27 protein-coding genes are annotated in these 23558 nt (G+C 60.0%); 16 read left to right on the top strand and 11 right to left on the bottom strand.

Annotated elements, in window-relative coordinates; translation table 11 throughout:
• Nucleotides 1-36 precede the first annotated feature (36 nt).
• Nucleotides 37-543, bottom strand: coding sequence for a peptide deformylase (def, locus tag AAEZ06_RS15095; RefSeq protein WP_149412811.1), 507 nt, complete (start codon nt 541-543; stop codon nt 37-39).
• 134 nt (nt 544-677) lie between these two features.
• Between def and AAEZ06_RS15090 the strand changes: the two genes are divergently transcribed.
• From AAEZ06_RS15090 to tsaC, 3 genes are all read left to right on the top strand, one after another.
• Nucleotides 678-1478 carry a peptidoglycan-binding protein gene (locus AAEZ06_RS15090; protein ID WP_350615046.1) on the top strand — a complete coding sequence of 267 codons (801 nt, stop codon included), beginning with the start codon at nt 678-680 and terminating at the stop codon, nt 1476-1478.
• Nucleotides 1479-1542: 64 nt separating this feature from the next.
• On the top strand, nt 1543-2637 hold the full coding sequence (gene dprA / locus AAEZ06_RS15085) for a DNA-processing protein DprA (protein ID WP_350615044.1): 1095 nt from the start codon (nt 1543-1545) through the stop codon (nt 2635-2637).
• Nucleotides 2638-2691: 54 nt separating this feature from the next.
• Nucleotides 2692-3249 (top strand): L-threonylcarbamoyladenylate synthase type 1 TsaC, encoded by a 558-nt coding sequence (tsaC, locus tag AAEZ06_RS15080; RefSeq protein ID WP_350615042.1) that lies wholly within the window; start codon nt 2692-2694, stop codon nt 3247-3249.
• A 105-nt stretch (nt 3250-3354) separates the two neighbouring features.
• Here tsaC and AAEZ06_RS15075 read toward each other — a convergent pair whose 3' ends face one another.
• On the bottom strand, nt 3355-4332 hold the full coding sequence (locus AAEZ06_RS15075; RefSeq protein ID WP_350615040.1) for an NADPH:quinone reductase: 978 nt from the start codon (nt 4330-4332) through the stop codon (nt 3355-3357).
• Nucleotides 4333-4489: 157 nt separating this feature from the next.
• Between AAEZ06_RS15075 and hemF the strand changes: the two genes are divergently transcribed.
• Together hemF and aroE are read left to right on the top strand one after the other, a co-directional pair.
• Complete coding sequence (gene hemF, locus AAEZ06_RS15070; RefSeq protein WP_350615039.1) at nt 4490-5422, top strand: oxygen-dependent coproporphyrinogen oxidase; 933 nt, start codon at nt 4490-4492, stop codon at nt 5420-5422.
• The gene (aroE, locus tag AAEZ06_RS15065; RefSeq protein WP_350615037.1) at nt 5422-6246 is read left to right on the top strand and encodes a shikimate dehydrogenase; all 825 of its coding nucleotides are present in this window, start codon (nt 5422-5424) and stop codon (nt 6244-6246) included. Before hemF ends, aroE begins: the two co-directional genes overlap by 1 nt.
• Before the next feature lie 37 nt (nt 6247-6283).
• On the opposite strand, the gene AAEZ06_RS15060 is transcribed toward aroE, so the two are convergent.
• From AAEZ06_RS15060 to betC, 3 genes are all read right to left on the bottom strand, one after another.
• Nucleotides 6284-7852 carry a SulP family inorganic anion transporter gene (locus AAEZ06_RS15060; RefSeq protein WP_350615035.1) on the bottom strand — a complete coding sequence of 523 codons (1569 nt, stop codon included), beginning with the start codon at nt 7850-7852 and terminating at the stop codon, nt 6284-6286.
• 137 nt (nt 7853-7989) lie between these two features.
• A complete protein-coding gene (choX, locus tag AAEZ06_RS15055) occupies nt 7990-8925 on the bottom strand; it encodes a choline ABC transporter substrate-binding protein (RefSeq protein ID WP_350615033.1) in 936 nt (311 codons plus the stop codon).
• Between the two features lie 15 nt (nt 8926-8940).
• The gene (betC, locus tag AAEZ06_RS15050; protein ID WP_350615031.1) at nt 8941-10455 is read right to left on the bottom strand and encodes a choline-sulfatase; all 1515 of its coding nucleotides are present in this window, start codon (nt 10453-10455) and stop codon (nt 8941-8943) included.
• 103 nt (nt 10456-10558) lie between these two features.
• Here betC and AAEZ06_RS15045 point away from each other — a divergent pair, with 103 nt between their 5' ends.
• From AAEZ06_RS15045 to AAEZ06_RS15020, 6 genes are all read left to right on the top strand, one after another.
• On the top strand, nt 10559-11509 hold the full coding sequence (locus tag AAEZ06_RS15045) for a choline sulfate utilization transcriptional regulator (protein ID WP_350615029.1): 951 nt from the start codon (nt 10559-10561) through the stop codon (nt 11507-11509).
• A gap of 31 nt (nt 11510-11540) precedes the next feature.
• Entirely contained in the window at nt 11541-11867 is a 327-nt protein-coding gene (locus tag AAEZ06_RS15040) for a DOPA 4,5-dioxygenase family protein (protein WP_149412798.1), read from the top strand.
• 177 nt (nt 11868-12044) lie between these two features.
• Nucleotides 12045-13022 (top strand): 2-dehydro-3-deoxygalactonokinase, encoded by a 978-nt coding sequence (locus tag AAEZ06_RS15035; protein WP_149412797.1) that lies wholly within the window; start codon nt 12045-12047, stop codon nt 13020-13022.
• A 1-nt stretch (nt 13023) separates the two neighbouring features.
• Nucleotides 13024-13644: a 2-dehydro-3-deoxy-6-phosphogalactonate aldolase gene (locus AAEZ06_RS15030; RefSeq protein WP_133100605.1), complete on the top strand. Its 621-nt coding sequence runs from the start codon at nt 13024-13026 to the stop codon at nt 13642-13644.
• Nucleotides 13645-13690: 46 nt separating this feature from the next.
• On the top strand, nt 13691-14839 hold the full coding sequence (gene dgoD, locus AAEZ06_RS15025; protein ID WP_149412796.1) for a galactonate dehydratase: 1149 nt from the start codon (nt 13691-13693) through the stop codon (nt 14837-14839).
• A gap of 125 nt (nt 14840-14964) precedes the next feature.
• On the top strand, nt 14965-16275 hold the full coding sequence (locus tag AAEZ06_RS15020; RefSeq protein ID WP_350615026.1) for an MFS transporter: 1311 nt from the start codon (nt 14965-14967) through the stop codon (nt 16273-16275).
• A 60-nt stretch (nt 16276-16335) separates the two neighbouring features.
• Here the strand turns inward: AAEZ06_RS15020 and AAEZ06_RS15015 are convergent, their stop codons facing one another.
• From AAEZ06_RS15015 to trpB, 3 genes are all read right to left on the bottom strand, one after another.
• Nucleotides 16336-16779 carry an anti-virulence regulator CigR family protein gene (locus AAEZ06_RS15015; RefSeq protein WP_149412795.1) on the bottom strand — a complete coding sequence of 148 codons (444 nt, stop codon included), beginning with the start codon at nt 16777-16779 and terminating at the stop codon, nt 16336-16338.
• A 135-nt stretch (nt 16780-16914) separates the two neighbouring features.
• Complete coding sequence (gene trpA, locus AAEZ06_RS15010) at nt 16915-17724, bottom strand: tryptophan synthase subunit alpha (RefSeq protein ID WP_149412794.1); 810 nt, start codon at nt 17722-17724, stop codon at nt 16915-16917.
• A complete protein-coding gene (trpB, locus tag AAEZ06_RS15005) occupies nt 17724-18965 on the bottom strand; it encodes a tryptophan synthase subunit beta (RefSeq protein WP_133100601.1) in 1242 nt (413 codons plus the stop codon). Before trpB ends, trpA begins: the two co-directional genes overlap by 1 nt.
• A gap of 114 nt (nt 18966-19079) precedes the next feature.
• Here trpB and AAEZ06_RS15000 point away from each other — a divergent pair, with 114 nt between their 5' ends.
• Complete coding sequence (locus AAEZ06_RS15000; RefSeq protein ID WP_350615023.1) at nt 19080-19976, top strand: LysR family transcriptional regulator; 897 nt, start codon at nt 19080-19082, stop codon at nt 19974-19976.
• On the opposite strand, the gene AAEZ06_RS14995 is transcribed toward AAEZ06_RS15000, so the two are convergent.
• Nucleotides 19973-20299, bottom strand: a complete 327-nt coding sequence (locus AAEZ06_RS14995) for an ElaB/YgaM/YqjD family protein (RefSeq protein ID WP_149412792.1) — start codon at nt 20297-20299, stop codon at nt 19973-19975. The two genes, AAEZ06_RS15000 and AAEZ06_RS14995, sit on opposite strands and share 4 nt — an antisense overlap.
• A 156-nt stretch (nt 20300-20455) precedes the next feature.
• On the opposite strand from AAEZ06_RS14995, the gene AAEZ06_RS14990 reads away from it, so the two are divergent.
• Both AAEZ06_RS14990 and AAEZ06_RS14985 read left to right on the top strand, forming a co-directional pair.
• Entirely contained in the window at nt 20456-20671 is a 216-nt protein-coding gene (locus AAEZ06_RS14990; RefSeq protein ID WP_149412791.1) for a dodecin, read from the top strand.
• A 118-nt stretch (nt 20672-20789) separates the two neighbouring features.
• The gene (locus tag AAEZ06_RS14985; RefSeq protein ID WP_133100597.1) at nt 20790-21014 is read left to right on the top strand and encodes a DUF1161 domain-containing protein; all 225 of its coding nucleotides are present in this window, start codon (nt 20790-20792) and stop codon (nt 21012-21014) included.
• 62 nt (nt 21015-21076) lie between these two features.
• On the opposite strand, the gene AAEZ06_RS14980 is transcribed toward AAEZ06_RS14985, so the two are convergent.
• Nucleotides 21077-22078: an LLM class flavin-dependent oxidoreductase gene (locus tag AAEZ06_RS14980; RefSeq protein ID WP_133100596.1), complete on the bottom strand. Its 1002-nt coding sequence runs from the start codon at nt 22076-22078 to the stop codon at nt 21077-21079.
• 221 nt (nt 22079-22299) lie between these two features.
• Here AAEZ06_RS14980 and AAEZ06_RS14975 point away from each other — a divergent pair, with 221 nt between their 5' ends.
• On the top strand, nt 22300-22731 hold the full coding sequence (locus AAEZ06_RS14975) for an OsmC family protein (protein ID WP_149412790.1): 432 nt from the start codon (nt 22300-22302) through the stop codon (nt 22729-22731).
• 141 nt (nt 22732-22872) lie between these two features.
• On the top strand, nt 22873-23112 hold the full coding sequence (locus AAEZ06_RS14970) for a DUF1161 domain-containing protein (RefSeq protein WP_149412789.1): 240 nt from the start codon (nt 22873-22875) through the stop codon (nt 23110-23112).
• Here the strand turns inward: AAEZ06_RS14970 and AAEZ06_RS14965 are convergent, their stop codons facing one another.
• Nucleotides 23113-23541 (bottom strand): PA0061/PA0062 family lipoprotein, encoded by a 429-nt coding sequence (locus tag AAEZ06_RS14965; RefSeq protein WP_149412788.1) that lies wholly within the window; start codon nt 23539-23541, stop codon nt 23113-23115. It abuts the gene before it with no gap.
• Nucleotides 23542-23558 lie beyond the last annotated feature (17 nt).

The raw sequence follows: 23558 nt of genomic DNA, 5'->3' as shown, positions 1-23558 counted from the left end.
AAAGGCTTGCCGCAGCAAGCCTTTGAAAGAGGGGAATCAAGCTTGCTGGCGATGCTTCTTTTCCAGCTTCTTCTTGATCCGGTCGCGTTTAAGCGTGGACAGGTAATCGACGAACAGTTTGCCGTTGAGGTGATCGCACTCATGCTGGATACACACCGCCAGCAGGCCTTCGGCAATCAGCTCGAACGGCTTGCCGTTAGGGTCCAGGGCCTTGATCTTGACGCGCTGCGGACGATCGACGTTCTCGTAGAAGTCCGGCACCGACAGGCAGCCTTCCTGGTACTGGCCCATTTCGTCGGTCAAGGTTTCGAACTCTGGGTTGATAAACACCATCGGTTCGCTGCGATCTTCGGACAGGTCCATAACCACGACGCGCAGGTGCACGTTGACCTGGGTCGCGGCGAGGCCGATGCCCGGAGCTTCATACATTGTTTCAAACATGTCATCGACCAACTGACGAACTTCGTCGTCCACTACGGCCACCGGTTTGGCGATAGTGCGCAGGCGCGAGTCCGGGAATTCGAGGATGTTCAAAATAGCCATAAGCGTAATTGCTGCACATGTGAGGTAAAGGCAAGTCGGCACCGGGATGGACCCAGGTTGCCGGTGTAAACGCTGCAAAGCCGCGAAGGCCCTAGCGTTTCACGCGAACGTACATAATAAAGGAGATTCACCCCATGAGGAAATCGCTACTCGTCTTGCTGGTGTGGGCACAGGCCGTCACGGCCAATATACAGGCCCCGTCCATCGGCAATTACCCACAACACCCGCAACCGCTGGGCAGCGAGACGCTGAAAGCTATCCAGCGTTTTTTACTGCATGACCGCATCCTCGATACGTCGCAGGAGCTGGACAGCGCGCCTTACATTGTCGGGGCGCAGGCCGGGCGTGTGCTGGGCGCCAACGGCGAACGCATTTATGCCCGGGGCGCCCTGGACCCTGCGCAGCCCAGCTATGGCATCTTCCGCCAGGGCAAGGTCTTTACCGACCCCGACAGCCAGGAGCTGCTGGGGATCAACGCTGACGATATCGGCACTGCCCGCGTGGTGATGGTGGGTGATGTCACCACCCTGGCTGTGCAACGGGTCACCCAGGAGGTACGACCGGGGGATCGTCTGCTCAGCACTCAACTACCCGAAGTTATGTCTAATTTGCTGGCTTACGCGCCTGCTCACGCCATTGCAGGACAAATTATCGATGTTCCCCGTGGCGTCACGCAGATTGGGGTGTTTGATACGGTCATTCTGAACAAGGGGCGTCGCGACGGTCTGGCGCAAGGTCATTTGCTGGCCGTGACGAAAACCGGAGAAACCGTCCGTGACAGGGTTACAGGCACACCGGTGAAGATTCCCGACGAGCGCGTCGGGACTCTTCTGGTGTTTCGCACCTATGAAAAGCTCAGTTACGGCTTGGTCCTCAGCGCGTCGCGCTCACTGGCTGTGATGGACCGATTTCAGAGTCCTGGCGCGGTGCAATAATTAGTCTGCTAAATAAGTTACCAACAGAGTTATCCACAGCTTGTTCATGATCAAGGATGATCAAATGTTACCGACGAATAACCGCGAAATTTCACCGGCAGAACTGGAAGCTCGACTACGCTTGCACAGGCTGCCGGAACTGGGCCCCAGGGGTTTTCGAAAACTCATCGAGGCGTTTGGTTCGGCATCAAAAGCCATCAGTGCACCGGCCAGTGCCTGGCGCTCCCTGGGCCTCAAGGCGGCTAGCGCCGATGCTCGGCGCAGCGAGGAAGTGCGTGACGGCGCCAGCGCGGCATTGACCTGGCTAGAGCGTCCGGCCCAGCATTTGCTGATGTGGGACCACCCCGACTACCCGGCGCTGCTCGCAGAATTGGATGACGCGCCACCGCTATTATTCGTCGCTGGCGACCCGGGCATTCTGGAAAAGCCACAGCTGGCGATGGTCGGCAGCCGCCGTGCCTCCAGGCCAGGAATGGACACCGCCGCCGCGTTTTCCCGCAGCCTGGCGAGTGCCGGTTTTGTCATTACCAGTGGCCTTGCCCTGGGCATCGACGGCGCCGCTCACCAGGCGGCTTTGGATGTTGGGGGGCATACAATCGGCGTGCTGGGCACTGGGCTGGAAAATTTTTATCCACAGCGCCACCGACGCTTGGCCGAGGCGATGATTGCCCAAGGCAGTGCCGTGGTTTCCGAATTCCCGTTGGACGCTCCGCCCCAAGCCGGTAACTTTCCACGGCGCAACCGGATTATCAGTGGCCTGTCCCTTGGTGTGCTGGTGGTGGAGGCCGGAATGGCCAGCGGTTCGCTGATCACCGCACGGCTGGCGGCGGAGCAAGGGCGCGAGGTGTATGCGATTCCTGGTTCTATCCATCATCCGGGGGCCAAGGGCTGCCATCAGTTGATTCGTGATGGTGCAACACTGGTGGAAACCGTCGAACATATCCTTGAAGGCCTGCGCGGCTGGCAAGCACTGTCACGCCCGGCGCCGATCCCGGTTGTTCACCCGCTGGTGGCGCTGCTGCACGCCGCGCCCCACACCAGCGAAGCCTTGGCGATTGCCAGCGGCCTGGCCTTGTCCCGGGTGCTGGCAACCCTTACGGAACTGGAGCTGGAAGGCCGGGTGATCTGCGAAAGCGGTCGCTGGCTTGCGCGCAGTTAGGTTTTGTAACGAAGATCGGTAAACTGCGCAGAGCTTTAGTCCGGAGAGTGAGCAATGGTCAACAGGTGGCGTGTGCAAGAAGCCGCACGAGAAATTCGCGCAGGCGCGGTGATTGCCTATCCAACCGAGGCGGTGTGGGGCCTGGGCTGCGACCCATGGAACGAGGAGGCCGTGGATCGTTTGCTGGCGATCAAGGGCCGGTCTGTGGATAAGGGCCTGATCCTGATTGCCGACAATATCCGGCAGTTCGATTTTCTCTTCGAGGACTTCCCCGACCTGTGGATAGACCGCATGGCCAGCACCTGGCCGGGGCCCAATACCTGGTTGGTGCCTCATCAGGACTTGTTGCCCGAGTGGATTACCGGTGTGCATGACACGGTGGCGTTGCGGGTTAGCGATCATCCGCTGGTGCGGGATTTGTGTTCGCTGGTGGGGCCGTTGATCTCCACCTCGGCCAACCCTCAGGGCCGCCCGGCGGCGCGCACGCGGATTCGCGTGGAGCAGTATTTCCGTGGGCAGGTGGATTTGGTGTTGGGCGGTAACTTGGGTGGGCGCAAGAACCCGAGCCTGATCCGCGATCTGGCGAGTGGTAAGGTGGTGCGGCCTTCGTAAGACCGAGTCGCGGCCATCGCGGGCAAGCCCGGCTCCCACATTGGAATGCATGGGAGTCGGGCTTGCCCGCGATGAGGCCCTCATAGGCCCCAGAGACCTAAATCCTTACGGCAACAAAATCGTCGACCCCGTAGTACGCCGCGCCGACAACTCCGTCTGCGCCTTCGCCGCTTCGGCCAGCGAATAGCGCTGGTTGATATCAATGCGCACCTTGCCGCTCTTGATCATCGAAAACAGATCATCGGCCATGGCCTGCAAATCCTTGGGATTGCTGGCGTAGGTTGCCAGGGTCGGCCGGGTTACGTACAGCGAGCCCTTGGCTGCGAGAATCCCCAGGTTGACCCCGTCTACCGCGCCCGATGCATTGCCGAAACTCACCACCAAACCCCGTGGCGCCACACTGTCCAGGGACGTCAGCCAGGTGTCTTTGCCGACACCGTCGTACACCACTGGGCATTTCTTGCCGTCGGTTAACTCCAGCACGCGCTGTGCGACGTTTTCCTTGCTGTAGTCGATGGTTTCCCAGGCACCGAGGGATTTGGCCAGGGCGGCTTTTTCCGGCGAACTGACGGTACCGATCAGCTTCACGCCCAGGGCTTTGGCCCATTGGCAGGCCAGGGAGCCGACGCCACCAGCAGCGGCGTGGAACAGAATGGTTTCGCCACCTTTCAAGTCATAGGTCTGGCGCAGCAGGTACTGCACGGTCAGGCCCTTGAGCATGGCACCGGCGGCCTGTTCGAAGCTGATGTCGTCCGGCAGATGAATAAGGTTGGCGGCAGGCAGCACGTGCAATTCGCTGTAGGCGCCCAGGGGACCGCTGCCATAGGCCACGCGATCGCCGACCTTGAACTGAGTGACTTCGCTGCCGACCGCATCGACCACCCCGGCGCCTTCTGCGCCCAGGCCCGATGGCAAGGCTGGTGGCGCATAGAGGCCGCTGCGCAAATACGTGTCGATAAAATTCAGGCCAATGGCCTTGTTGCTCACACGAACTTGCTGCGGGCCGGGTTCTGCCGGGGTGTAGTCGACATACTCAAGTACTTCGGGGCCGCCATGGGCACTGAACTGGATACGTTTGGCCATCTGCACTGTCCTCTAGTCGGTTTCGCGAAGGCCTATCGGACTCCTAAGCTTGAACTTCGTCAACTGTGGCTGTTCTCGGTGGGGTGGTATCCTGTGTGCCCATTTGCCGCCGACGCCCCACGGCTTCGAGTAGCTTTGCCCGATTCAAGGTGATGCCATGACTACCCGCACCGAGGCTGTTAAAGCCTACCTGCTCGACCTGCAAGACCGTATTTGCAGCGCCCTGGAAACCTTCGAGGCCGACACTCGCTTTATCGAAGACACCTGGACCCGGCCTGCCGGCGGCGGCGGTCGCACGCGAGTGATCGAGAACGGTTCGGTGATCGAAAAAGGCGGCGTAAACTTTTCCCACGTATTCGGCGCCAACCTTCCACCATCCGCCAGTGCCCATCGCCCGGAACTGGCCGGTCGTGGATTTGAAGCCCTGGGCGTGTCCCTGGTGATCCATCCTCACAACCCTCATGTGCCGACGTCCCACGCCAATGTACGGTTTTTTATCGCCGAAAAAGAAGGTGAAGAAGCCGTCTGGTGGTTCGGTGGCGGCTTCGACCTGACGCCTTACTACGGCAACGAAGAAGATTGCATCCACTGGCACCGGGTTGCCGAACAGGCCTGTGCACCATTCGGGCCGGACGTGTATTCGCGCTACAAGGCCTGGTGCGACAGCTATTTCCATATCAAACACCGCAACGAACCCCGAGGCATCGGTGGTTTGTTCTTCGATGATTTGAACGAGTGGGACTTCGACACCAGCTTCGCCTTCATGCGCGCCATCGGCGATGCCTACATCGACGCTTACCTGCCCATCGTCCAGCGTCGCCAAGCCCTGGCCTATACCGAGCAGCAGCGTGAATTCCAGGAGTTTCGCCGCGGGCGCTACGTTGAATTCAACCTGGTGTATGACCGTGGCACCCTGTTTGGCCTGCAATCGGGCGGGCGTACCGAGTCGATCCTGATGTCCCTGCCGCCGCAAGTGCGCTGGAGCTATGACTGGAAAGCCGCGCCGGGCAGCATCGAGGCGCGCTTGACCGATTACTTCCTGCAAGACCGCGATTGGCTGGGCATTGCCGCGCCCAAGGTAGCGATCTGATGGATCGCTACGTTGTGTTTGGTAACCCCATCGGCCACAGCAAGTCGCCGCTGATCCATCGCCTGTTTGCCCAACAGACCGGCGAGCAACTGGACTACACCACCTTGCTGGCGCCGCTGGACGACTTTACCGGCAGCGCCAAGGCATTTTTTCTTGAGGGCCGTGGCGCCAACGTCACGGTGCCGTTCAAGGAACAAGCCTATCGCCTGGCCAACACCCTGACCGAACGTGCCCAGCGTGCCGGAGCGGTGAATACCCTGAGCAAGTTGGCCGATGACAGCCTGCTGGGAGATAACACCGATGGCGCCGGGCTAGTGCGAGACCTGACAGTCAATGCCGGGTTCAGCCTGCAAGGCAAACGCATCCTGCTGCTTGGCGCGGGCGGAGCGGTGCGCGGAGCGCTGGAGCCATTGCTGGCACAGCAGCCGGCGTCGCTGATCATCGCCAACCGCACCGTGGAAAAGGCCGAATTGCTGGCTGAACTGTTCGACGACCTTGGTCCGGTTTCCGCGAGTGGCTTTGACTGGTTGCGCGAGTCCGTGGACCTGATCATCAACGCCACGTCCGCCAGCCTGTCAGGGGATGTGCCGCCGATTGCCAGCAGCTTGATCGACCCCGGCAAGACTTTTTGCTACGACATGATGTACGCCAAGGAACCTACCGCGTTCTGCCGCTGGGCCAGTGAAAACGGCGCAGCGGTAGCGATGGATGGTTTAGGCATGCTGGTGGAACAGGCGGCGGAAGCCTTCTTGCTGTGGCGCGGCGTGCGGCCGGATTCGGCACCGGTGCTGGCTGAGTTGCGCCGGCAGTTGGCCCTTTTGTAGGAACTAGGCGTCCCCTCGCTCCTACAGTGGGCGGTATTCAATCTTCAAAGTTGATGGGGCACTTATCCGCCCCTTCCAGCTTTTTCAATTCTTCCACCACCTGCGGCCTGGCCCGGCGCAACGTCAGGCTACGCCCCAAATCCCTCAATCGCCGTGCTTCCTGGTGCAGCATTTCCACCCCGGAATAGTCGATAAAGTTGATCTGCTGCGCCTCGATCACCACCCGTTCGCCGTGCAAGCGTTGCAGTCGAACCTGCAGGTAATGGCTAGCGCCAAAAAAGATCGACCCGCCGACCCGCAGTACATCGTCGTCACCGTCACGCCACTGTTGTACCCGTGGCTGCGAAGTCCGCTTGAGGTAGAAAAATAGCGACGCCAGCACCCCGGCGTAGATCGCCGTTTGCAACTCCAGCAACAGCGTGGCAACGCACGTCAGGCTCATCACCAAAAACTCGGCACGACTGACCCGGAACAACGCACGAATGCCCCGATGATCCACCAGCCCCCAGGAAATCAGCAGGATGCTGGCAGCCATGCTCGGGATCGGGATATGCGCGATCAGCGCCGCGCCGAACACGGCGAACAGCGCCACCCACAGCGCCGAAAATACTCCCGCCAGCGGTGAGCGTGCGCCCGCCTCGTAACTAAGCCCCGACCGGGTGAAGGAACCGGCCGACAAATAGCCTGAGAAAAATCCTCCCGCGATGTTCGACAGTCCCTGGGCGCGTACTTCCTGATTGGCATCGAGCAATTGCTGCGAACGGGCCGACAACGAGCGGGCAATCGACAGGCTCGTCACCAGCCCCAGCATGCCCACCGCCACGGCACTGGGCAGCAGGCGCAGGATCGTGTCCAGATCCAGTGGCAACGGGCTAAACGGCGGCAGTTGGCCAATAAACGAACTGACCCGCGCGACATGACCGAACAGCGCCGGCCACAGCCACGCCACCAGAGTGCCCAGTGCCAAGGTGATCAACAGCGTCGGCCAACGCGGCAGCAGGTATTTGAGCAGTACGCCCACCACTAGGGTGCCCAACCCCAAGAGCAGCGACGAATGATCCCAGTCCCCTGCGTGGTTGATCAGCGACAGCAGGCTGTTCATTGCGGTGGCTTGGCTCGGCAGGTCCAGGCCCAGCAGGTTGGGCAACTGGCCGAGGGCGATTACCGCTGCGGCGCCCAGGGTGAAACCGAGCACCACCGAATGGGAAACGAAATTGACCAGGGCGCCAAAGCGCAACATGCCGAGCAACCACTGGAACACGCCGGCCAGAAACGTCAGCAGCAGAGTTAGGGTGATGTAGTCCTGGGAACCGGGCACGGCCAGTGGGCTGACACTGGCATACAGCACGATGGAAATCGCTGCTGTCGGGCCGCAGATCAAGTGCCAGGATGAGCCCCAGAGGCAGGCGATCAGCACCGGAATGATCGCGGCGTAAAGCCCGTATTCCGGTGGGAGGCCGGCGATCAGCGCATAGGCAATGGATTGCGGCAATGCCAGGACAGCGCCACTCAAGCCGACGATAGCGTCCCGCCCGACGCTGGCGCGGGTTTGGCGGGGGAGCCAGCTCAGGAAGGGAAAGAGTTTATGGCGGTTGGGCCAAGGCATGGCGGGCTCAGGTTGAAAGGTTTGGGTCAGGGTATCAGTTGGCTATGCGTAGCAGCTGTCGAGTCCCGGCGAGGCTGCGTTTGCGGTGTATCTGACACACCGTAGGCGCAGCCTCGCCAGCTTTAGCCTCAGGGTCGTTAGAGCTTGGCTTTTATGGCGGCCAGCGCGTCCTGGCCATCCAAGGTCTTGACCCCTTCCAGCCACTTATCCAAAACCGCCGGATTGGCCTTGATCCACGCCTTCGCCGCATCAGCATTACTGACTTTGTTGTTCACCACCTCAGCCATGATGCTGTTCTCCATCTCCTGGGTAAAACTCAGGTTGGTCAACAGCTTGCCGACGTTGGGGCAGGCCTGCGCATACCCCTTGCGGGTCAGCGTATAGACGCTGCCCGTATCGCCAAAGTACTTTTCGCCGCCCTTGAGGTAATGCATTTTCAACTGCACATTCATCGGGTGCGGGGTCCAGCCGAGGAAGGTAACGAAGCGCTGTTTTTTTACCGCCCGAGATACTTCGGCAAGCATCGCCTGTTCGCTGGATTCGATCAGTTTCCACTGGCCGAGGTTGAAGTCATCCTTCTTGATGATCTCTTGCAGCGAGATGTTCGCTGGCGCACCCGAACCGATGCCGTAGATTTTCTTGTCGAACTTTTCTGCAAATTTATTCAAATCGGCAAAATCATGCACCCCGGCGTCCCACACATAATCCGGCACGGCGAGGGTGAACTCGGTGCCGTCGAGGTTTTTCGCCAGTTGCACCACATCGCCATTGGCGACGAACTTGTCATAGAAACCCTGCTGTGCCGGCATCCAGTTACCCAGGAACACATCCACCTGGCCGTCCTTGAGCCCGCCAAAGGTGATCGGCACCGCCAGGGTATCGACCTTGGCCTTGTAGCCCATGCCGGTCAGCAAAAAACCGGTAATGGCATTGGTGGCCGCGATATCGCTCCAGCCCGGATCGGCCATCTTCACTGTTTCGCAACTTTGCTCGGCATACGCGCTGGCACTGCTCAACACCAGTAGCCCGACGCCCAATGCTTTTGATAACCGGAGTGTGGATAACTTTTGCATGGCTTCCCCTAGGTTTTATTGGTTTTGGCAGGGTTGTGGATAACGTGCCTTGCGCTCCAGATCGTCCAGGTCGATGTGGTTGCGCATGTATTGCTGACTGGCGTCCACCAGTGGCTGGTGATCCCAGCTCTTCAGCTTGCCCTGGGCCAGCGCCTCGCTCACCAGGCGGCGACGGCGTTGACTGGCGAGCACCTGCTGGTGGATCGCCGGGATGTCCCATCTGGCCCGTGCTTCGGCCAGGAAAGCGTCGAACAGCGGCCGATGCACTGGTGAGTGGCTGAGTTCTTCCTGTTCGCGCGGGTCGTTGTGCACATCGAACAATAGGCAGGGATCGTCTTCGCTGTAGATGAATTTGTAGGCACCACGGCGGATCATCATCAATGGGCTGATGGTGCCTTCGGCCATATATTCGCCGAACACTTCGTCATGCCCCCCCTGCCCTTGCAAGTGCGAGACCAGCGAGCGACCGTCCAGTGGCAGACGGGCGTCAAGCTCGCCGCCAGCCAGTTCCACCAGGGTCGGCAACAGGTCGGCGGTCGATACCGCCGCACTCACACGGCCGGCCTTGAATTGCCCCGGCGCACTGACCAGCAGTGGCACCCGGGCGGCCATTTCAAACCAGTGCATTTTGTACCAGAGCCCACGCTCGCCGAGCATATCGCCGTGGTCGCCGGAGAAGATGATGATGGTGTCGTCGGCAAGGCCGGTGTCTTCCAGGGTTTGCAGCAGCTTGCCGACGTTGCTGTCGATGTAGCTGCAGGCGCCGAAGTAAGCTCGGCGCGCATCGCGGATCTTGTCCACCGGCAGTGGTTTGTCCCACAGGTCGTAAACCTTGAGCAGACGCTGGGAGTGAGGGTCGAGATCGCCCTGGGGTGGCGTTGTGGGCAACGCAATGTCGTTGTCGTCGTACAGGTCCCAGAACGGCTTGGGAATGGTGTACGGGTCGTGCGGGTGCGTCATGGAAACAGTGAGGCAGAACGGCTGGTCGCCATCCTCGCGGATATGGTCGAACAGATACTGTTGGGCCTTGAACACCACCTCTTCATCGAAATCCAGCTGATTGGTGCGCACGCAAGGCCCGGCTTGCAGTACCGAGGCCATATTGTGGTACCAGGTCGGCCGCACGTCCGGCTCATCCCAGTTCACCGCCCATCCATAGTCGGCCGGGTAGATGTCGCTGGTCAGGCGTTCTTCATAGCCGTGCAGTTGGTCGGGGCCGCAAAAATGCATCTTGCCGGACAGGGCCGTGCGGTAGCCGAGGCGGCGCAGGTAGTGGGCATAAGTCGGCACGTCAGCTGGGAAATCCGCCGCGTTGTCGTAGGCGCCGATCTTGCTCGGCAGTTGTCCGCTGACTAGGGTAAAACGCGACGGCGCGCAGAGTGGGCTATTGCAGTAAGCAGCGTCAAACACCACGCCCTGTGCGGCGAGGCGGCTCAGATTCGGCAATTTGATAGGCGAAGAACCGTAGAACGGAAGCATCGGCGCGGCCATTTGATCAGCCATGATGAAAAGAATGTTCTTGCGCTTCATGGTTTCGCGGCATTCCATAGTCGATGTTTATGCGAATGAGCATGCAGGCCATGGAAAACGTGGTAAAGCCCATGTAAAGCAATGTCTAGGATAAGCACAGCTTATGTATAAATCCCTTGGTAGCCTGTCACTGGACCTGCTGCGTGCCTTTGAAGCGGCGGCGCGCCAACGCAGCTTTACGGCGGCGGCGATGGAGCTGGGCACCACCCAGCCGGCTATCAGCCAGCAGATCAAGCGCCTGGAAGAACAACTGGCGATTCGCTTGTTTGATCGCATCTACCGGGGTATCGAACTCACCGATGCTGGCGCTCTGCTATTTGAGCAAGTGCAGGCGGGCTTGCAGAACATCAACCAGGGCCTGAGTGCCATCGCCCAGCAGGACCAGCACGAAGTGCTGCAAGTGGCGACGGATTTTGCCTTCGCTGCCTACTGGCTGATGCCGCGCCTGCACCGTTTCCATGAAGCCAACCCGCAAGTGGATGTCAGCCTGGTCACCAGCGAACGCAATCACGCCACCTTGCGCAGCGATATCGATGTGGCCGTGCTGTTTGGCGATGGTCGCTTCAAGCAAGGCGATAGCCTGTGGCTGTTCAATGAAGAAGTGTTTGCGGTGTGCAGCCCGCAGCTGCTCAAGGACCGCGCCTTACCGCTGCCCGCCCAAAGCCTGCTGGAATTCCCATTGCTGCACCTGCGTCAGGAAAACAACAGCCAGTGGTTTGACTGGAGCGGCGTGTTCCGCGAGCTGGGCATCACCACCGCGCCGACACCGGGGCAATTGCGTTTCGATAATTACACCCTGCTGATTCAGGCGGCAATTGCCGGCCAGGGCGTGGCCATCGGTTGGCGACACCTAGTGGATAACTTGTTGGAGCAGAAGTGGTTGTGTCGGCCGATTGGCAACACGGTGATTTCGCGTTTTGGTTATTACGTGGTGCTTCCCCAGCGCAAACGCCGTGGCCAGTTGATCGAGCGTTTCGTCGACTGGCTAATGGCGGAGCAGGCCAGCAGCGCGCAATCGCTGGCCGGTCTGGCCCTGCCGTCCATTGCGGTCTAGGATCTGCCAATTATTGAGTTCGGAATTCGTCATGCAACGTATCAAGGGCTACCACGCCCACATCTATTTCGACGCCAGCACCCTCTCACAGGCGCGCAAGCTCTGTGAGGAAGCGGCGCAATTGTTCCCGCTGCGCATGGGCCGCGTGCATGAGCGCCCGGTGGGCCCGCACCCGGACTGGAGCTGCCAGCTGGCATTTGATCCGGAATACATTGGCGTAGTCCTGCCGTGGCTGGCGCTTAATCGCAAAGGCTTGGTGGTGTTCTTGCACCCCGAGACCGGCGATGACTTGAAAGACCATACCGAGTACGCGATCTGGATGGGCGCGATGCGTACTTTGGATCTGTCGATTTTTTAACCACCGTCTTGTCACGTGAATCCCCTTTTTGCTCGCGGTAAAAGCGCAAAGAGTTGTAGCACTTCGCTTGTCGTTGCCCGATATATGGGATTGTTATTTATATATTGAGATTTTACTGCCCCTAGGTTTATATTCGCTCATCTGCTTTTTCAGCACCCACACACTTCAGGTGAAGCGATGCCGGCGCAATTGATCGCGCTCGATTGGGGAACAAGCTCCCTTCGTGCTTACAAACTCGGCCCAGGGGGCCTGGTCCTTGAACGACGCGCCCTGGCGTCGGGGATCATGCATTTGCCCAGCGAGCCTCGGGTCATCGCCGGCATTCGCTGTACCGATGGTTTCGAGCTGGCATTTGATGCGGCCTGCGGCGACTGGCTCGATGCCCAGCCCGGTCTCCCCGTCATCGCTTGCGGCATGGTCGGCAGCGCCCAGGGCTGGAGCGAAGCGGCCTACCGCGACACACCCGCCGATGTCGCCACCCTTGGCCAGGCACTGCAGGTGGTGCGCAGCCTGAGGGGTGTCGATGTGCATATCGTGCCTGGTGTGATTCAGCGCTCGAGTTTGCCCAATGTCATGCGCGGCGAAGAAACCCAGGTGCTTGGCGTGCTGCAAAGCCTGTCCGCCGGCCTCGACAGCCAACTGTTGATCGGCCTGCCCGGCAGTCATTCCAAATGGGTCGAGGTGGCGGGTGGCTGTATTACCCACTTTGACACCTTCATGACTGGCGAACTGTTCGCCGTGCTCAGCGAGCACAGCATCCTGGGCCGCACCCAACAACCTTCAAAACACTTTCAGGCAGCCGCCTTTGATCGAGGTGTGCAGGTAGCGTTGTCGGCCGCCGGCCAGATGGGCTTGCTGTCGACCTTGTTCAGCGCCCGTACCCTAGGGTTGACCGGTGAACTGGCGCCGGACGAGCAACCGGACTATCTGTCCGGGCTGCTGATCGGCCACGAATTGTCCGGGCTACGCGCTCGGTGGCCGGACATCGTTCTGGTGGGCAACTCTCAACTGTGCGCCCGCTATCAGCGTGCCCTCGAACTCTGCGGCTTCCCCCGCGTGACGCTGGCACAGGAGGCCACCGAGCGTGGCCTTTGGCAGTTGGCAGTCGCCGCAGGGCTGCTGCCTGCATCCGTTCAACCTGTACTGGAGGCCTGACATGCTCAAGCAAGCACTGACACACAACGGTTTGATCGCGATCCTGCGGGGTCTGCGCCCGGATGAAGCAGCAGCTATCGGCCAGGTGCTGTACCAGGCCGGGTTTCGGGTCATTGAAGTGCCGCTTAATTCGCCAGATCCCTACACCAGCATCCGCACCCTGCGCGACACCCTGCCGGCCGATTGCCTGATCGGTGCCGGCACGGTGCTGACCCCTGAGCAGGTGGAGCAGGTCAAGGCCGCTGGCGGCCAGGTGATCGTCATGCCCCACAGCGATGCGAAGGTACTGCGCGCAGCGAAAGCCGCGGGCCTTTATCTGTCGCCCGGCGTCGCCACGCCGACCGAGGCCTTTGCGGCGTTGGCCGAAGGCGCGGATGTGTTGAAGCTGTTTCCTGCCGAGCAAATGGGCCCGGCGGTGATCAAGGCCTGGCTTGCAGTATTGCCGGCGGGCACGGTGTTGTTGCCCGTGGGTGGGATCACGCCGGACAACATGCAGGTGTTTGTGGAGGCCGGGGTCAAAGGCTTTGGCCTGGGCTCGGGGTTGTTCAAACCAGGTATGACCGTCGATCAGGTAGCGAGCCGCGCCCAGGCTTATGTCGCCGCCTGGAACGCCTTGAACTGAATGTGTTTGGCGCCCCGGCGCTGCATCTGACAAGAGAGATAAAAAGATGAAAATCACCAAACTGACCACCTTCATCGTGCCGCCGCGCTGGTGCTTCCTCAAGGTTGAAACCGACCAGGGCGTGACCGGTTGGGGCGAGCCCGTGGTTGAAGGCCGCGCCCATACCGTAGCGGCCGCCGTCGAAGAACTTTCCGACTATTTGATCGGCAAAGACCCACGCAACATTGAAGACATCTGGACCGTGCTCTATCGCGGTGGTTTCTACCGTGGTGGCGCGATCCACATGAGCGCTTTGGCCGGCATCGACCAAGCGTTGTGGGACATCAAGGGCAAGGCGTTGGGTGTGTCGGTCAGCGACCTGCTGGGCGGCCAGGTGCGTGACAAGATCCGCGTGTATTCGTGGATCGGCGGCGACCGTCCGGCGGACACCGCGCGTGCTGCAAAAGAAGCCGTTGCCCGTGGTTTCACCGCAGTGAAAATGAACGGCACCGAAGAGCTGCAGTTTCTCGACAGTTTCGAAAAAGTCGACCTGGCCCTGGCCAATGTCGCTGCCGTGCGCGATGCGGTGGGGCCGAACGTCGGTATCGGTGTCGACTTCCATGGTCGAGTGCACAAGCCCATGGCCAAGGTGCTGATGAAGGAGCTGGACCCCTACAAACTGATGTTTATCGAAGAGCCGGTGCTCAGCGAAAACTACGAAGCGCTCAAAGAGTTGGCGCCGCTGACCAGTACGCCGATTGCCTTGGGCGAGCGGCTGTTCTCGCGTTGGGATTTCAAGCGGGTGCTCAGCGAAGGCTACGTCGACATCATCCAGCCGGATGCTTCCCACGCTGGCGGCATCACCGAAACCCGCAAGATCGCCAACATGGCCGAAGCCTACGATGTGGCCCTGGCGCTGCACTGCCCGCTGGGCCCGATTGCCCTGGCGGCGTGCCTGCAATTGGATGCGGTTTGCTACAACGCGTTTATCCAGGAGCAAAGCCTGGGCATCCACTACAACGAGAGCAACGACCTGCTCGATTACGTTCGTGACCCAGGTGTCTTCGACTACGACCAGGGCTTTGTGAAAATCCCTAATGGGCCAGGCCTGGGCATTGAGATCAACGAGGAATATGTGATCGAGCGTGCGGCCATTGGTCACCGCTGGCGCAACCCGATCTGGCGTCATGCCGATGGCAGTTTTGCGGAGTGGTAAGCACACCATTCAGTTGCTGAAAAAGTGCGGTCAATGTGGGAGCAGGCAAGCCAGCTCCCACATTCAATCCGGTTTATTCAGTAAGTCCGGCATCAGCCCTCAATAACCATAAGAAGAGGCACCCCATGCAACCTGAATCCTTCACCGGGCAGGCTTCTTTAGTCACGCCTACCCGCAAGCGCTATTTCATCATGGTCCTGCTGTTTATCACCGTGGTGATCAACTACCTGGACCGTAGCAACCTGTCGATTGCCGCTCCGGCCCTGACCTCTGAACTGGGCATCGACCCGGTGCATGTCGGGTTGATCTTCTCGGCATTCGGCTGGACCTACGCCGCCATGCAAATTCCCGGCGGCTGGCTGGTGGACCGAGTGCCGCCACGCATTCTGTACACCGTCGCCTTGCTGCTGTGGTCCATTGCTACCGTGATGCTCGGTTTTGCCGCCAGCTTCATCGCCCTGTTTGTGCTGCGCATGGCCGTCGGCGCCCTGGAGGCGCCGGCCTACCCTATCAACAGCCGCGTGGTCACCACCTGGTTTCCCGAGCGCGAACGTGCCACCGCTATCGGCTTCTACACCTCCGGGCAGTTTGTCGGCCTGGCGTTCCTGACGCCGGTGCTGGCGTGGTTGCAGCATCACTATGGCTGGCACATGGTGTTTATCAGTACCGGTGTCGTTGGCATTCTGTGGGCGGTGATCTGGTACGCGGTATACCGCGAGCCTAGGGATTTCAAAGGGGTCAACGCTGCCGAGATTGAGCTGATCCGCGAGGGCGGTGGGCTGGTGGATATCCAGGAGCAAACCGCCAAACGCAAGGCGCCTTTCAGTTGGGTCGACCTGGGTATCGTGCTGAGTAAGCGCAAGCTTTGGGGGATTTACCTGGGGCAGTTCTGCCTGAACTCGACCCTGTGGTTCTTCCTGACTTGGTTCCCGACCTATCTGGTGAAGTATCGCGGCATGGACTTCATCAAGTCTGGCTTGCTGGCGTCGCTGCCGTTCCTGGCGGCATTTGTCGGCGTGCTGTGCTCCGGGCTGTTTTCCGACTGGCTGATTCGCCGTGGCGCATCGGTGGGTTTTGCCCGCAAGTTGCCGATCATTGGTGGGTTGTTGATTTCCACGGCGATCATCGGCGCCAACTTTGTTGATTCGACGGCATGGGTTATCGCCTTCCTGGCCGTGGCGTTCTTCGGTAATGGCCTGGCTTCGATCACTTGGTCGCTGGTGTCGACCCTGGCGCCGGCACGGTTGCTGGGGCTGACGGGGGGTGTGTTCAACTTCATCGGTAACCTGTCGGCGATCACCACGCCTATCGTCATCGGCTTTTTGGCAAGCGGCGATTCGTTTGCTCCGGCGATTACCTACATCGCGGTGTTGGCGTTGCTTGGGGCGTTGTCCTACATCCTGCTGGTGGGCAAGGTCGAGCGCATTGAGCTGTAGATAGCTGGTGAGTATCTGTGGCGAGGGAGCTTGCTCCCTCACCACCAGAGCACTTAGGCGTCAGTTCAGCACGCCGTCCAGAATCTGATAGACGATCCCGGTACTGATGGCGATCAACACCACATCCGGGCCCGAGCGCCGCCATTCATAGCCCTGGTAATACGGCAGGTGCGCTAGGGCGCGATTGTCCAGGCGCTCGCCGTAGTAGCCATGGGGCAGCGGCTGGCCTCTGACCAAGTGGATACCCCGTGGCGGTGGCGCGCCGCGCGAGAATTGTCCGTGGTTGTCGCGGATAATTTCCCGCACTGGACCAAAGTCCTGGGGCGGCCCGCCACGGCGATTTCCCTGGGGGCCGCGATGGTCATCGCCACGTTGCTCATTTTGGCCTTGGGGGCCGCCACGATCAGGTCCGCCACGCTGGTCGGGTGGCGCGGCCTGCACCAGGGCGCTGGCGCTGAGTGTCAGCACGCCTAACGCGATAATCATACGTTTGGACATTTTCATGGGTATTCCTCATTGCGCAAACAACAAAAAGGGATTTCGAACGAGGTTCGAAATCCCTTGGTCTTGCTGTTTAGGCCGTAATTGTGCGGCTTGATTCCTGTGTATCAGGAACTTTACCTACAGCTTACGAGACGCTTACTTGCGCGCGTTACGTACACCTTCTGACAGCGCCGCGCACAGGGTCAACACGCCATCAATCGCTTGTTGGTCGTTGCTGGCGTTGGCGATGTGATCGATCAGCGCCGAACCCACTACCACTCCGTCCGCCAGGCGGGCGATGGCGGCGGCTTGATCCGGGGTGCGGATGCCAAAACCGATACTGATGGGCAGGTCGGTATGGCGACGCAGACGAGTGACCGCTTCTTCGACGTGCTCCAGGGTGGCGGCACCGGCACCGGTTACCCCGGCGACCGACACGTAGTACACAAACCCCGAGCTTCCGTTAAGTACCGTTGGCAGGCGCACATCGTCGGTGGTCGGCGTGGTCAGGCGGATAAAGTCGATACCGGCGGCCTGGGCGGGGTCGCACAGCTCGCTGTTATGTTCCGGTGGCAGGTCGACCACGATCAGCCCGTCGACACCGGCTTCCTTGGCGTCGCTAATAAAGCGTGGTACGCCGTACATGTGGATCGGGTTGAAGTAGCCCATCAATACCAACGGCGTATCGCTGTTGCCCTGGCGGAACTCGCGGACCATCTGCAGGGTTTTTGTCAGGTTCTGCTTGGCCGTCAGCGCACGGATGTTGGCCAGTTGAATGGCTGGGCCGTCGGCCATCGGGTCGGTGAAGGGCATGCCCAGTTCGATCACGTCGGCGCCGGCACCCGGCAAGCCCTTGAGGATTGCCAGAGAGGTGTCATAACCCGGGTCGCCGGCGGTGACGAAGGTCACCAGGGCGGCGCGGTTTTGTTCCTTGAGTTGGGCAAAACGCGTTTGCAGGCGGCTCATCAGTGTTTCTCCTGCTGGGAGTGCTCTTGTTGAGAATGCTCCATGTGGTGCATCACGGTTTGCATGTCTTTGTCGCCACGGCCGGACAGGTTGACCACCATCAGGTGATCCTTGGGCAGGGTCGGTGCGCGCTTGAACACTTCGGCCAGGGCGTGGGCACTTTCCAGTGCAGGAATAATCCCTTCCAGGCGGCAGCATTTGTGAAAGGCGTCGAGGGCTTCGTTGTCGGTGACCGAGGTGTACTGGACACGGCCGATGTCATGCAACCAGGCGTGTTCAGGACCAATACCAGGGTAATCAAGACCGGCGGAAATCGAGTGGGCGTCGATGATCTGGCCGTCGTCGTCCTGTAGCAGGAAGGTGCGGTTGCCGTGTAGTACGCCCGGTACGCCGCCGTTGAGGCTGGCCGCGTGCTTGCCGGTTTCGATGCCGTAACCGGCGGCTTCGACGCCGATGATTTCGACGCTGGTGTCATCGAGGAACGGGTGGAACAGGCCCATGGCGTTTGAGCCACCACCGATGCACGCTACCAGGCTGTCGGGCAGACGGCCTTCCTGGGCTTGCAGCTGAGTACGGGTTTCCTTGCCGATCACGGACTGGAAATCGCGGACCATTGCCGGGTATGGATGTGGGCCAGCCACGGTGCCGATCAGGTAGAAGGTGCTGTCGACGTTGGTTACCCAGTCACGCAGGGCTTCGTTCATCGCGTCTTTGAGGGTGCCGGTGCCGGCGACTACCGGGATCACTTCGGCGCCCAACAACTTCATGCGAAACACGTTGGCCTGCTGGCGCTCGATGTCGGTGGTGCCCATGTAGATCACGCATTGCAGGCCAAACCGTGCGGCGACGGTGGCAGTGGCCACACCGTGCATGCCGGCGCCAGTCTCGGCGATGATGCGTTTTTTACCCATGCGCCGCGCCAGCAAGATCTGGCCTATGCAGTTGTTGATCTTGTGGGCGCCGGTGTGGTTCAGCTCTTCGCGCTTGAGGTAAATCTTGGCGCCGCCGCAGAATTCGGTCAGGCGTTCGGCGAAGTACAGCGGACTTGGGCGCCCGACGTAATCGCGCTGGAAGTAGGCCAGTTCTTCGTTGAAGGCCGGGTCGATCTTCGCTGCTTCGTATTCGCGGGCCAGGTCGAGGATCAACGGCATCAAGGTTTCCGCCACGTAGCGGCCGCCGAACGAGCCAAACAGGCCATTGGCGTCAGGGCCGTTGCGTAGATCGGTCTGGGACTGAGTCATGGGGCGCTCCAGGAAGAATTCGTGTGAGAGGCAATGACGGTCACTCTACCCCTGACGCTAGGCTGTGAAAACCGATAAGATCGCCACAACATGTCAGGAAAACTCACAGATATCATGAGCCGAGACCTTCCCCCGCTGAACGCCTTGCGCGCGTTCGAAGCCACCGCCCGGCTCAACAGCGTCAGCCAGGCCGCCGAGCAATTGCACGTCACCCATGGCGCGGTCAGCCGACAGTTGAAGGTGTTGGAAGAACACTTGGGCGTGAGTCTTTTCATCAAGGAGGGGCGCGGGCTCAAACTCACAGATGCCGGCATCAGGCTGCGGGACGCCAGCTTTGAGGCGTTCGAGCGGTTAAGAGATACCTGCGCAGAACTCACACAAAGCAGCGCCGATGCACCGTTTGTCCTCGGTTGTTCAGGCAGTTTGCTGGCGCGTTGGTTTATTCCACGTCTGGGCCGTTTGAACGCTGAGTTGCCGGACTTACGACTGCACCTGTCGGCGGGCGAAGGCGATCTCGACCCACGGCGCCCCGGGCTGGACGCCCTGCTGGTGTTTGCCGAGCCACCGTGGCCGGCGGATATGCAGGTCTATGAATTGACCAGCGAACGCATCGGCCCGGTCATGAGCCCGCGTTTTACTCACTACGAGCGTTTGCGTCAGGCGCCTGCCGAGGCATTGCGCAACGAAAATTTATTGCACACCACTTCTCGTCCTCAAGCCTGGCCCAGTTGGGCGCAACGTCACGGGATTGAGCCTGGCGCATTGAAGTACGGGCAAGGTTTCGAGCATTTGTATTATTTGCTGGAAGCGGCCGTGGCAGGTCTTGGGGTGGCGATTGCGCCTGAACCGCTGGTTGCAGAGGATCTGCGGGCGGGGCGCCTGGTTGCGCCGTGGGGTTTCAGTGAAACCCCGGCGCAACTGGCGTTGTGGCTACCCAAGCGCGCCGCCGATGGGCGCGCCCGGCAACTGGCGCAGTGGCTCAAGGCTGAGCTGGCGCGCCAGGACGTTTAGTCGCCGCGTTTGCACAGCAAGTAAGCTGCCAGCAGACCCAGCGCGCCAACGGCGACGCCAGCGGTAGTCCATGGGTGCTCTTGTGCGTAGTCCCGCGTTGCAACACCGGTTTCACGGGTTTTGACTTTGACTTCTTCGTAGGCATCGCTGATCAGGTGGCGAGAATGTCTCAGGGCGTTCTCGGCATTGCTTTTCAGGGCCTTCAGGGTTTTTAGCGACTCGTCCGATGCATCGTCCTTGAGGCTTTCAAGGGATTTGAGCAGGCTCGAAATCTCGGCTTCCATGCTTTCCAATGACGCTTTGCGTAAAGAGGTGTTGGCCATGTGGGCTCTCCTAGAGTGATTGAGTTGCGTGTGTTGATTCCGACTGCGGGGGCTTCAGAAAGTGCAGTAAATATGAACTTTCGAGTGGGGATAGTCGCCAGAAGCAGTACGAGAATTCACTGCTAGGCTTCATTTACGCCCATTAGGAGAAGCACCATGACTGATCATCACACTTACAAGAAAGTCGAATTGGTGGGCTCGTCGCCAACCAGCATCGAGGACGCCATCAACAATGCCCTGGCCGAGGCCAGCAAGAGCATCAAGCATCTGGAGTGGTTTGAAGTAACCGAAACCCGCGGCCACATCAAGGATGGCAAGGCTGCGCACTTTCAGGTCACGCTCAAGGTGGGTTTTCGTATTGCCAGCAGTTGAGCGAGCCAGTTGAACTTGCGCGCTGGCCGATTGCCATAAACTTCGTTACAGCTTTTTAGATGCGCCGGCTCGACGAGGGCCGGCGTACTTTTTTCGAACAGCGCAAGGAATGTGACGGATGAAGAACTTTTTGTTGGCGGTAGGTTTGTTGAGCATTGCAGGTACGGCTCTGGCGGCGGGCAAACCTTGTGAAGAGCTGAAAAACGAAATTGACGCGAAGATCCAAGGTAATGGCGCTTCGGGGTATACCCTTGAAGTGGTGGACAAAGGTGCAGCGGCTAATGGCGAGGTCGTCGGCAGCTGTGAAGGTGGCACCAAGGAAATCGTTTACAACCGCGGGTGATTCCGTGTGCTTGCAGACATAAAAACCGACGCAAGTGCGTCGGTTTTTTTACGCCTGGGGGTTTAGCCCTTCATGACCTGCGCCAGCAGTTCGTAGGAATGAATCCGGTCGGCGTGCTCGTATAGGTCGCAGGTAAAGATCAGCTCATCAGCGCCGGTCTGCTCCACCAGCACTTGCAGCTTGGCGCGGATCTTTTCCGGGCTGCCGACCATGGCCAGGCCGAGGAAACTGCCGACGGCGTCTTTTTCATGGGGCAGCCACAGGCCGTCCATGGTTTTAACCGGGGGGCGCTGCACCAGGCTTTGCCCACGCATCAGCGCGAGGATTCGCTGGTACACCGAGGTTGCCAGGTAGTCGGCTTGTTCATCGGTATCAGCGGCCACCAGCGGAATGCCGAGCATCACGTAGGGCTTGTCCAGCACCGCCGAAGGCTTGAAGTGATTGCGGTAGACGCGAATCGCCTCATGCATCAGGCGCGGTGCGAAATGTGAGGCAAAGGCGTAAGGCAAGCCGCGTTCGCCCGCCAGCTGTGCGCTGAACAAGCTGGAACCCAGCAACCAAACAGGCACGTTGGTACCGGTGCCGGGTACGGCGATCACCCGTTGGTCGGGCGTGCGTGGGCCTAGATACGCCATCAGCTCGGCGACATCGTTGGGGAAGTCGTCGGCACTGCCAGAGCGTTCGCGGCGCAGGGCGCGGGCGGTCATCTGGTCGGAACCGGGGGCGCGGCCCAGGCCCAGGTCGATCCGGCCGGGGTACAGGCTTTCCAGGGTGCCGAACTGCTCGGCGATCACCAATGGCGCGTGATTGGGTAGCATCACGCCGCCAGAGCCGACGCGAATGGTCGAAGTGCCACCGGCCAGGTAGCCCAGCAACACCGAGGTCGCCGAGCTGGCGATGCCATCCATATTGTGGTGTTCGGCCACCCAGAAGCGGTGATAGCCGAGTTTTTCCACGTGCTGGGCCAGGTCCAGTGAATTGCGCAATGATTGCGCCGGGCTGCCGTTGGCGCGCACGGGTACCAGGTCGAGGGTCGAAAACTTCACGTCAGACAGGGAGGTCATAAGTCTGCTTCTCCAGTTGGGGGGCGCAGGCTTTTTTAGACGAGCCAAAACCTGCCGCTTCAGATGCGTGTTCTATGCAATGAGGGCATATACCCGAGATTCAATAGCTGACGTGAATTTGCCCACCCGATAAATGGCTTTGTCCGACAGGGTGAACTTTGCCAGAGCTTCTATCCTCAGAACCCTAAGCAACCGAAAACCACAGGCACGAGGAGACTGCTATGAGCATCAAAAAGAAAGCATCGGCGCATTGGGAAGGTGATCTGAAAACCGGCATTGGCTCCATCTCCACCGAAACCGGCGTCTTGCGCGAAGCACCCTACGGCTTCAAGGCCCGTTTTGAAGGTGGCAAAGGCACCAACCCTGAAGAACTGATCGGCGCGGCCCATGCCGGTTGTTTCTCCATGGCTTTTTCCATGATTCTCGGCGACGCCGGGCTCACGGCCGACAGCATCGACACCCAGGCCGAAGTGACCCTGGACCAGGTAGACGGTGGGTTTGCGATCACGGCGGTGCACCTGATCCTCAAGGCGAAAATTCCGGGCGCCAGCCAGGCGCAGTTCGATGAGCTGAGTAAAAAGGCCAAGGAAGGGTGCCCGGTGTCCAAGGTGCTGAATGCCACGATCACCTTGGATGGCACCCTCGTAAGCTGATCAACTCCCCCGACCCTGGGAGTGACCTCCCAGGGTCTTTTGTCTGCGTTAAATCAGCACTCGCGCTTCATAACTGTGGTCGAATACTCGACTGCAGCCTTGGCGCACACCCGTGCGCAATGCATTTAGGGAACTTCACTCATGAAACGTTTTGCCCTGGCGATTATGTGCGGTGTGCTGGCCACTTCGGCGCTGGCAGCCCCGAAAGACTGTGAAGAGCTCAGGAAAGAGATTGAAGTCAAGATCCAGGCCAATGCGGTGCCGTCCTACACCCTGGAAATCGTGACCAAGGAAGAAGCCGACAAGCACGACATCGCCATGGTCGTCGGCAGCTGTGAGAACGGTACCAAGGCCATCATCTACCAAAAAAACAACGACTGATCAGGGAATGCAGTTGATGCTGCGTTCTTCGGCCAGCAATTGCCGTGCGGCGTTGTACAGCCGAATATTGGGGGTGAAGGCCAACGAGCGCCCTTCCAGGCGATAGCGTTGGCCCGCCTCGAAATGGTCGTACTGCAAGGTGATGAAGCAGGTTCGGTCTTGAGGTTGGCTCAGTCCTCCACCCAGGCCGCCGCCGGAATACACCTCGAAATCAAAGCGCACCATTAACTCGTGGCTGCCGGGTGGTACCTGGAAGTAGCGCCCGTCGTTCAGGGACTTACCGTCCAAGCGTTGGGCCATTACCAGTTTGGCTCCCGGAGTCGGGGTAGCGAAGTCGACCCAGGCTTGCTGCGGGTCGACAGGAGGGATGGGGGTCGAGGCGCAGGCGCTGAGTAAAATCGCGGCTATGGGTAACAAAAGCTGACGCATGGCGGGCACTCGACTGT

Source organism: Pseudomonas sp. HY7a-MNA-CIBAN-0227, from assembly GCF_040310325.1.
Classification (GTDB): Bacteria; Pseudomonadota; Gammaproteobacteria; order Pseudomonadales; family Pseudomonadaceae; genus Aquipseudomonas.
The sequence above is the reverse complement of the archived record's forward strand: the minus strand, read 5'-3'. Positions and strand labels throughout refer to the sequence as shown.